The following is a 10000-nucleotide window of genomic DNA, read 5'->3' as shown; positions in this document are numbered from 1 at the left end:
CCCGGAGGCCGACACCACCCCGGAGCCGGAAGCCACCCCCGAGCCGGAAGGCGACGCTGCCACCGCCGGCAAGGCCGCCGTCGGGCTCGCGCGGGTGAAGTCGCGGGCGCCGCTCGTGGTGGACGCGTACCGGACCGCGGGTGCCGCGCTCAAGAAGGCGCAGCTCACCGGGGCGCGGGCGCGGGTGTACCTGGTGCTGGACCGGTCCGGGTCGATGCGGCCGTACTTCAAGGACGGCAGCGCCCAGGGCCTCGGCGAGCAGGCGCTCGCCCTCGCCGCGCACCTCGACGAGCGCGCCACCGTCGACGTCGTGTTCTTCTCCACCGAGGTCGACGGCACCGGCGAGCTGACGCTCGACGCCCACGACGGCCGCATCGACGAGCTGCACGCCGGCCTCGGCCGGATGGGCCGCACCAACTACCACCTCGCCGTCGAGCGGGTGCTCGCGCTGCACGCCGAGGCGGACACGGACGACCCCGCGTTCGTGATCTTCCAGACCGACGGCGCCCCGGAGTCGAAGACCGCCGCCACCGCGGCGCTCGCGGAGGCCGCGGACCGGCCGGTCTTCTGGCAGTTCGTGGCATGGGGCGAGCACGACGCCAAGGCGTTCGACTACCTGCGCAAGCTCTCCGTCCCGAACGCCGGCTTCTTCCCCGCCGGCCCGGCTCCCCGTGAGCTGACCGACGCCGAGCTGTACGCGGGCCTGCTGGAGGGTCTCGCGCCCTGGCTGGCGGCGCGCGGCGCCTGAGCCGCCCCCGCAACCGGCCCGCCCGGCCCCGCACCCGCCCGAAACCGGCGGTGCGGGGCCGGGCGCGTTCCACGGCCGGGACGGGGGCACAGCGCGGTGAAGGGCGCTCGCCGGGGCCGATAGGATTTCGTCCATGGCGGCCACTGGATCCGAGAAGCAGGGGACGAGCGCAGACGCGAAGGCGTTCTACGTGTCGACCCCCATCTACTACGTCAACGACGCTCCTCACCTGGGCCACGCCTATACGACCGTCGCAGGCGACGTGCTCACCCGCTGGCACCGCCAGCGCGGTGAGAAGGTGTGGTACCTCACCGGCACGGACGAGCACGGTCAGAAGATCATGCGCACGGCCGAGGCGCACGACGTCACGCCCCAGGCCTGGTGCGACAAGCTCGTCGAGGAGGCCTGGAAGCCCCTCTGGGAGCACCTGAACATCGCGAACGACGACTTCATCCGCACCACGGAGAAGCGGCACACGGACCGTGTGCAGGAGTTCGTGCAGGACCTGTACGACAAGGGCGAGATCTACAAGGGCGGATACGAGGGCCCGTACTGCGTCGGCTGCGAGGAGTACAAGCTCCCCGGCGACCTCATCGAGGCCGAGGACGGCACCAAGCTGTGCCCGATCCACAAGAAGCCGGTGGAGATCCTCAAGGAGGAGAACTACTTCTTCAAGCTCTCCGAGTACGGCCCGAAGCTGCTCGACCTGTACGCGGCCGACCCGGGCTTCATCCAGCCCGAGTCCGCCCGCAACGAGGTCGTGAACTTCGTCAAGCAGGGGCTGCAGGACCTGTCGATCTCGCGTTCCACCTTCGACTGGGGCGTCCCCGTGCCGTGGGACGACAAGCACGTCATCTACGTGTGGGTCGACGCGCTGCTCAACTACGCGACGGCGGTCGGCTACAACGAGAACCCCGCGAAGTTCGAGGAGACGTTCCCCGCGAACGTGCACCTGGTCGGCAAGGACATCCTCCGCTTCCACGCGGTGATCTGGCCCGCGATGCTGATGGCGCAGGGGCTCCCCGTGCCGGGCCGGGTCGCGGCCAACGGCTGGCTGATGGTCGGTGGCGAGAAGATGTCGAAGTCGAACCTGACCGGCATCAAGCCGCAGGACCTGACCTCGCACTTCGGCGTCGACGCGTACCGCTGGTACTTCCTGCGCGCGATCGCCTTCGGCAGCGACGGGTCGTTCTCCTGGGAGGACTTCACCGCCCGCTACACCTCCGAGCTCGCCAACGACTACGGCAACCTCGCCTCGCGCGTCGCCGCCATGGTCGGCAAGTACTTCGGCGGTGCCCTGCCCGAGGCCACGGCCTCCGGCGATGCCGAGAAGGCGGTGCAGGACGGTCTGGCGAGGGCCGTCGCCGAGGCCGACCGGAAGATCGGCGAGGAGCTGGACTTCCAGGGCGGCATCCTGGCGGTCTTCGACTTCGTGAAGCAGGTCAACGGCTACATCACGGAGCAGGAGCCGTGGAAGGTCGCGAAGGACGAGTCGCCCGAGGGCAGGGCGCGTCTGGCGACGATCCTCTACACGGCGGCCGAGTCGCTGCGCGCGGTCGCGGTGCTGCTGAACGCGATCATGCCCGAGACGTCCCAGAAGCTGTGGGACTCGCTGGGCGCCGAGGCGGCTCTCGGCGCGCTCGCCGGCCAGCGCGTGCAGGACGCGGGCACCTGGGGTCAGCTGCCCGCCGGTGCGACGGTGACGAAGGGCGCGGTGCTGTTCCCCCGCCTGGAGGACCCGAAGAAGGACTGACGGCCCGGGCCCGAGCAGGTCGGGCCCGGCCGTACGGGCGGCCCGGCACCGGTGACGGTGCCGGGCCGCCCGTGCGTCACCCCTGCGATTCCGTGCCGGCGAGCGGACAAGCGCGCCGCGCCGGGCCCTGGCGCCGGGCGCGCCGCCGTCAGCGCGCCAGTGTCCCGGCCGGGCCCATCACGACCACCGGGTGCAGGTCGGGGTCGAGCGCCCGCAGCAGCTCCCTCATCCTGTCGCGTCCCAGCGACACGCATCCCTGCGTGGGCCCGCCGTGGTCGACGTGGATCCAGATGCCGCCGCCCCGGTCGTCGCCCAGCGGACGCGTCGGGTCGAGCGGCGTGGTGCCGGCCTCGCGGTTGTAGTTCACGGCCACGACGTGGTCGAAGGACCCTTCGAGCGGCTCCCCCTCGAATCCGCGCCCGCTGATGCTGAACAGGGACTGCCGGTCGTACGGGAGCTCCGTGCCGGGGTCGGGGAGCAGGCCGCCCGCGTCGGTGAGCCCGAAGACGCCGATCGGTGAGCGCAGGTCGCCCTGGCGGTGCTCGTCGGTCCAGCCGCGCAGCGCGTTGTGGGCGGGCCAGGGGCCGGCCGTGCGCTGCCACCCCTTCTCCGCGTCGTGCCGGTACAGGGCGGCGGAGGACTCCGCCGCGTCGGCCCCCTGGCCGGTGACGACGAAGACCTGGCGGGCGTCGGCGGGGATCCGCGCATGCGTCCGCGGTCCGATGCCGGGGATCCGCGCGACCGCGAGCGTCTGCGGCGCGGCCGCGGCGGGCGCGGCAGCGGGGCGTCCCTCGCCGCGCGCGCCGGTCACCGCCTTGGCGTCGGCACCCGGAGCCGGGCCGGAGCCGGTGTCCCCGCAGCCGGTGAGCAGTGCTCCGGCGCACAGGAGCACGACGGCGGAGAGGGTGCGGATGCGCGAGGACATGCGGGGCGGCCTTCCGGTACGGGGAGCGTCCTACTGCTTGCGTCTCCAGAGTGGCAGGCCCCGGGCATTTCGCAGCTCACGCACGACAGGACACGGCGATCTTCGGACAGAACGGCTGATGGAGGCCGCCTTCCCGTTCCGTTCCCGACCATTCCCGCGCGCAGGACGCGAAGGGCCCCGGGACCGTGACGGTCCCGGGGCCCTTCGCGTCCTCGCCGCTACTCGCCCGGCTTGGCCACCGGCTTGCGCAGGGCGATGTTGAGCTCGCGCAGCCGGGCCTCCTCCAGCTCGGTCGGGGCGCCCATCATGAGGTCCTGGGCGTTGCCGTTGAGCGGGAAGGCGATGGTCTCGCGGATGTTCGGCTCGTCGGCGAGGAGCATGACGATCCGGTCCACGCCCGGGGCGATGCCGCCGTGCGGCGGGGCGCCGAACTGGAAGGCACGCAGCATGCCGGCGAACTCGCGCTCCACGGTCTCCTTGTCGTAGCCGGCGATCTCGAAGGCCTTGAACATGATCTCGGGCTCGTGGTTCCGGATCGCGCCGGAGGAGAGCTCCACGCCGTTGCAGACGATGTCGTACTGCCAGCCGAGGACGTCCAGCGGGTCCTTCGTCTCCAGGGCCTCGAGCCCGCCCTGCGGCATCGAGAACGGGTTGTGCGAGAAGTCGATCTTCCCGGTCTCCTCGTCCTTCTCGTACATCGGGAAGTCGACGATCCAGCAGAAGCGGAAGACGCCGTCCTCGAAGTGGCCGGCGCGCTTGGCGGCCTCGACGCGGACCGCGCCCATGATCTTGGAGACCTCGTCGAACTCACCCGCGCCGAAGAACACGGCGTGGCCCGCGGCGAGGCCGAGACGCTCGGTGAGGACCTTGACGTTCTCCTCGGTGAGGAACTTGGCGATCGGGCCGGTCAGCGTGCCGTCCTCGCCGACGCGCACCCAGGCCAGGCCCTTGGCGCCCTGCTCGACGGCGTAGTCGCCGAGGCCGTCGAAGAACTTGCGGGGCTGGGCATGGACGTCCGGCACCGGCAGCGCGCGGACGTGCTTGCCGGCGAACGCCTTGAACTCCGAGCCCTCGAAGACGTCGGTGATGTCGACGAGCTCCAGCTTGGCGCGCAGGTCCGGCTTGTCGTTGCCGTACTTCAGCATCGACTCGCGGAACGGGATCCGCGGGAACGGCGAGGTGACGTGGCGGCCCCCGCCGAACTCCTCGAAGAGCTCGGTCATCAGCTTCTCGATCGGCTGGAAGACGTCCTCCTGCTCGACGAAGCTCATCTCGACGTCGAGCTGGTAGAACTCGCCGGGCGAGCGGTCCGCGCGGGCGTCCTCGTCGCGGAAGCAGGGCGCGATCTGGAAGTACCGGTCGAAGCCGGAGATCATGAACAGCTGCTTGAACTGCTGCGGGGCCTGCGGCAGGGCGTAGAACTTGCCCGGGTTGAGCCGGGACGGGACGACGAAGTCACGGGCGCCCTCGGGCGAGGTCGCGGTGAGGATCGGGGTCGCCATCTCGTTGAAGCCGAGGGCCACCATCTTCGAGCGGATGGCGGCGATGACCGCGGAGCGCAGCATGATGTTGCGGTGCATCCGCTCGCGGCGCAGGTCGAGGAAGCGGTACTCCAGGCGGCGCTCCTCACCCACCCCGTCGTCGGTGTTGATCTGGAACGGCAGCTGCTGCGCCGCGCCCAGCAGCTCGACCGACGAGACCTCGACCTCGACCTCACCCGTGGGGAGCTCGGCGTTGACGTTCTCGGCGCCCCGGGAGACGACCTGGCCGTCGACGCGGACGACCGACTCCTTGTTCACCTTGTCGAGGGCCTCGTAGGCCGCGGTGCCGGGGCGGGCGACGAGCTGCGTGATGCCGTAGTGGTCGCGCAGATCGATGAAGAGGATGCCGCCCAGGTCTCGGCGATTGTGCAGCCAGCCGCTCAGCCGGACGTCGGTGCCGACGTCAGAGGCGCGGAGCTCACCGCAGGTGTGGGACCTGTACCGATGCATCGTCGTTCATCCAGTCTTGGGATTCGGGGGTGGGCAACCTTTGCAAGGTTACCGCCCGGCCCCCGTCGCTCTCTTTGACATATACGCAACACCGCGGGCGGGCGTCCCGGGCCGCCGGGGGCCCGGCAGGTGGCCGTGGCACGGATCTGCCTAAAGTGAGGCAATGCGCATCGAGGACGTGCTGGTCGCCGTGGCGACCGGCGTGTGGCGCTGGGACCGCTCCGGGACGATCGCTCTCGACACCGTGGCCGCCCGGCTCCTGGAGCTGCCCGGCGATCCGGGCCGGGTCCCGGTGTCCGCCGTCCGCGCACGGATCCACCCGGTGGACTGGGGCGAGCTGAACGCCGTCATCACGCGGGCGTCCGCCGAGGACGCCGTCGCCGAGGCACGGCTGCGGGTGGTCGACCCGGCCGGCCGGGTGCTGCGGATCGTGCGCAGCCGCGGCAGGTCGTCCGCCGGGGACGACGGACCCACGCTGGTGGGCACGGTCCAGGAGGTCACCGACCCGTCCGGCGCCGCGGCCGCCGGCGCGCCGGTCACCGGCGACTGGCGGCGTTCGCGCGAGGCGTTCCTGCTCGACGCGGGCCGGGCGCTGGCGGAGGCCCGTTCCACGGAGGAGGTGCTGCGGGTCTCGGCGTCGCTCTCCATGCCCGGCTTCTCGCCCGACGGGCTCGCGGTGTTCGGCATCGCCGGGGACCGGCTGACCATCGTGGGCCACCACGGGCACGGCGCCGGTGACGACGAACCCTTCGCCGACATGCCCCTGGACACCGACTACCCGGCGGCCGAGGTGGTGCGGACCGGGCGGGCCGTCTACCTGCCGAGCCCGGAGGGGTACCGGAGCCGCTTCCCCGTGACCTGGCCGCTGGCGCGGCGCTTCGGCCGCGAGTCGTGGGCCTTCCTGCCGCTGGTCGTCGCCGGCCGCACGATCGGTGCCTGGATGGCCGCCTTCCGGCATCCGGTGGCGTTCACGCCCGACGAACGGTCGGTGCTCACCACCGTGGCCCGGATGCTCGCCCAGGCCCTCACCCGCGCCGGGGCCGCCGAGTCCGAGCGGGAGCTCTCGCTCGGGCTCCAGCGCACCATGCTGCCGACGGTGACCCCGGGGATCCCCGGGGTCACCGTGGCCGCCCGGTACGTGCCCACCGGCGGGGGCCTCCAGGTGGGCGGCGACTGGTACGACATGATCCCGCTGCCGGGCGGCGGCACCTCACGTGCCGGACGGGCGCGCGGGAGCATCGCCCTGGTCATCGGGGACGTCCAGGGCCACGATGTGCGTGCCGCGGGGCTGATGGGCCAATTGCGGATCGCGTTGCGCGCCTACGCGTCCGAGGGGCACCGCCCCGACGCGGTGCTCTCGCGGGCCTCGCGTTTCCTGCACGGCATCACGGACACGTCCGACGACGACGGCCACGAGGGCCCGCGGTTCGCGACCTGTCTCTACCTGGAGTTCGATCCGGCGACCGGGACGGTCGAGATCGCCCGGGCCGGCCATCCCGAGCCGTCGGTGCTCACGGCGGACGGGACGGTGATGCTGCGCACCACCGAGGGCGGGCTGCCGCTGGGCATCGACCCGGACACCGACTATCCGACGACCCGGTTCGTGCTGGAGGCCGGGGAGACGCTGCTGATCTGCACCGACGGCCTGCTGGAGACCGGCGGGCACGACCTCGACACCGGCTGGGCCCGGCTGCGCGGCGTGCTGGAACGCCGTACGGACGGCTCGCTGGAGGAGCTGGCCGACGATCTGGTGCGGGCGGTGCACGGCCCCACCTCGCACTACACGACCGGGCCGCTCGCGGACCGGCGCGAGGACGACATCGCGCTGCTGCTGCTCACCCGCGAGGGCGCGCCGTCCCGCCGTCCCACCCGGCGCACGGCCATGAGCGTCGGCCAGGCGCAGCCGGAGCGGATCGCGGCCGCCCGCCGGCAGGTGCGGGAGCTGCTGCACGACTGGGCGGACCCGGAACAGGTCGACTCGGCGGTGCTGATGGTCTCGGAGATGGCCACCAATGTGCTCGTCCACACCGACGGCACGGCGCTGCTGGCGGCGGAGGTCCATCACACGGACACGGCCAGGCGACTCCGGGTGGAGGTCTCGGACACCAGCGACGAGCTGCCCCACCGGCGCACGCCGGGCGAGATGGCGTCGTCGGGGCGCGGCCTGGTGCTGATGGAGATGCTCGCCGACGCGTGGGGGGTGGACCCGCGGGGCGAGGGCAAGTCGATCTGGTTCGAGCTCTACGAGCCGCCCGCCGGGCCGGACTCCGCGGACGGCGGCGACGGCGTCCCGTAGCGTTCCCGCAGCTCGCCGACGACGCCGAAGGCCGCGGCCGTCACCGGGACGGCCAGCAGCATTCCGAGGATCCCCGCGAGACCGGCACCGGCGGTGATCGTCAGCATCACGACGGCCGGGTGCATCTGGACCGTGCGGCTCTGGATCATCGGCTGGAGCACATGGCCCTCCAGCACCTGCACGGCGAGCACCACCCCGAGCACCCAGAGCGCGATGACGAAGCCGCGGTCGGCTAGTGCGACGAGGACGGCGACGGCGCCGGAGAGGAACGCGCCGAGGTAGGGGATGTAGGCGCCCACGAAGACCAGCGCGCCGAGACCGGCCGCTCCGGGCACCCGCAGGATCAGCAGGCCGGCGGTGATGCAGACGGCGTCGATCAGGGCGATGAAGGTGGTCCCGCGCATGAACCCCTCGACGGCCCCGAAGGCACGGCGCGACATGGCCTCGGCGACGTCGCCGGTGGAGTGGGGCACGACGGAGCGCAGGGTGGAGACGGCCCGGTCGGAGTCGCGCAGGAAGAAGAAGACGAGCAGCAGGGCCAGGACGGCGAGGGCGATCATCTCGCCGACGACGCTCAGGCCGGTGATCACCCCGGACGCGGCGGTGCCGCCGAACGTGCCGAGGAGTTCCCTGGCGTTCCGGGCGATGTCGTCCAGCGAGGTGCCGGCGGCCCCGAAGTGGTCCGCGAGGTCCTGGGCGGCCCGGCGGACGGAGGCGACGATCTGGTCGCCGGTCTCCAGCAGGGCGTGCACCACGATGTAGACCGCCCCGCCGACGACGGCGAGCACGGCGGCGCAGGTCAGCCCGGCGGCGAGCGAGCGCTGCACCTTCATCTTCAGCAGCCGGCGGTGGAGCGGTCCGAGCAGCGCGGTGCCGAGCAGGGCCAGCAGCACCGGGGTGACGGCGGTCTTGAGGACGATCACCAGCCAGACGCCGACTCCCGCGACGCCGGCCACCAGCAGGGCGACCGCGCACCAGGCGGCGAGCCTGCGGACGGGCTCGGGGAGCAGGGGCTGCGGCTGCGGACCGGTCACCCTGCCCACCCGATCACGCACCCCGCCCCGCGGCCCGCCGGAGCGGGCCACGGGGGTGAGGGGGCGCCGGGCCCGCCGCGGGGCGGCGGGCCCGGCGCCCCCTCACCCCCGTGGCCCGCCGGAGCGGGCCACGGGGGTGAGGGGGCGCCGGGCCCGCCGCGGGGGCGGGCGGTGGCGGGGTGACTAGTCCCCGTCCGGACCGGAGGGCTTCATGCCGTGGACGGCGGGGACGGTGCCGAGGCGGCCCTTCTGGAAGTCCTCGAAGGCCTGCTGCAGTTCGGCGCGGGTGTTCATGACGAACGGCCCGTAGTGCGCCATCGGCTCCCGGATCGGCCGGCCGCCGAGCAGGACGATCTCCAGATCCCCGGTGTGCGAGCCGTTCTGGGCGTCGTCGGCCCACACGGTGAGCGCGCCGCCGTCACCGAAGACCGCGGTCTGCCCCATGTGCACGGGCCGCCGCTCCTCGCCGACCGCTCCGCGCCCGGCGAGCACGTAGGCCAGGCCGTTGAAGTCCTCGCGCCACGGGATCCTGATCTGCGCACCGGGGCGCAGGGTCGCATGGATCATCGTGATCGGGGTGTGGGTGATGCCCGGTCCCCGGTGGCCGTCCAGGTCGCCCGCGATGACCCGGAGCAGCGCGCCGCCGTCGGGGGAGGTGAGCAGCTGGACCTGGCCGCCGCGGATGTCCTGGTAGCGCGGGTCCATCATCTTGTCCCGCGCGGGGAGGTTCACCCAGAGCTGGAGGCCGTGGAAGAGACCGCCGGACATGACGAGCTGCTCCGGGGGCGCCTCGATGTGCAACAGGCCGCTGCCGGCCGTCATCCACTGGGTGTCGCCGTTCCGGATGGTCCCGCCGCCGCCGTTGCTGTCCTGGTGGACGAAGGTGCCGTCGATCAGGTAGGTGACGGTCTCGAAGCCGCGGTGGGGGTGCCAGGGGGTGCCCTTCGGCTCTCCGGGCGCGTAGTCCACCTCACCCATCTGGTCCATCATGATGAACGGGTCGAGGTGCTGGTAGTTGATGCCGGCGAACGCGCGCCGCACCGGGAAGCCCTCCCCTTCGAAACCGCTGGGCGCGGTGGTCACGGTGCGCACCGGCCGGGAGACGGCATCGGCGGGCGCGGCGACGCGGGGCAGGGTGAGCGGGTTCTCGACAGTCACTGCAGGCATGGCGGGGACCTCCTTGTGCGACCACTTTAGTTGAAGAATGAACTTCTTGCCACCGCAAACGAAGAACGCCCGGGAGGAATTCCTCC

The 10000-nt window shown here is 72.4% G+C and carries 7 protein-coding genes; 3 read left to right on the top strand and 4 right to left on the bottom strand.

Annotation, left to right across the window (positions count from 1 at the left end; genetic code table 11):
* Together EAO77_RS07895 and metG are read left to right on the top strand one after the other, a co-directional pair.
* A partial coding sequence (locus tag EAO77_RS07895; protein ID WP_147989019.1) for a VWA domain-containing protein occupies positions 1–748 on the top strand: 748 nt, incomplete at its 5' end.
* A gap of 133 nt (positions 749–881) precedes the next feature.
* Complete coding sequence (metG, locus tag EAO77_RS07890) at positions 882–2501, top strand: methionine--tRNA ligase (protein ID WP_147987326.1); 1620 nt, start codon at positions 882–884, stop codon at positions 2499–2501.
* A gap of 148 nt (positions 2502–2649) precedes the next feature.
* Here the strand turns inward: metG and EAO77_RS07885 are convergent, their stop codons facing one another.
* Both EAO77_RS07885 and aspS read right to left on the bottom strand, forming a co-directional pair.
* A complete protein-coding gene (locus EAO77_RS07885) occupies positions 2650–3426 on the bottom strand; it encodes a hypothetical protein (RefSeq protein ID WP_147987325.1) in 777 nt (258 codons plus the stop codon).
* Positions 3427–3644: 218 nt separating this feature from the next.
* Complete coding sequence (gene aspS, locus EAO77_RS07880; RefSeq protein WP_147987324.1) at positions 3645–5417, bottom strand: aspartate--tRNA ligase; 1773 nt, start codon at positions 5415–5417, stop codon at positions 3645–3647.
* Positions 5418–5580: 163 nt separating this feature from the next.
* On the opposite strand from aspS, the gene EAO77_RS07875 reads away from it, so the two are divergent.
* Positions 5581–7713 carry a SpoIIE family protein phosphatase gene (locus EAO77_RS07875; RefSeq protein WP_147987323.1) on the top strand — a complete coding sequence of 711 codons (2133 nt, stop codon included), beginning with the start codon at positions 5581–5583 and terminating at the stop codon, positions 7711–7713.
* Here EAO77_RS07875 and EAO77_RS07870 read toward each other — a convergent pair.
* Positions 7659–8747 (bottom strand): AI-2E family transporter, encoded by a 1089-nt coding sequence (locus tag EAO77_RS07870; protein ID WP_147987322.1) that lies wholly within the window; start codon positions 8745–8747, stop codon positions 7659–7661. The genes EAO77_RS07875 and EAO77_RS07870 overlap by 55 nt on opposite strands.
* 183 nt (positions 8748–8930) lie before the next feature.
* On the bottom strand, positions 8931–9914 hold the full coding sequence (locus EAO77_RS07865; protein ID WP_147987321.1) for a pirin family protein: 984 nt from the start codon (positions 9912–9914) through the stop codon (positions 8931–8933).
* Positions 9915–10000: the final 86 nt, after the last annotated feature.

The organism is Streptomyces sp. T39, assembly GCF_008042045.1.
GTDB lineage: Bacteria > Actinomycetota > Actinomycetes > Streptomycetales > Streptomycetaceae > Streptomyces.
Note: the sequence above shows the minus strand (reverse complement) of the source record. Positions and strands in the feature narration are given on the sequence as shown.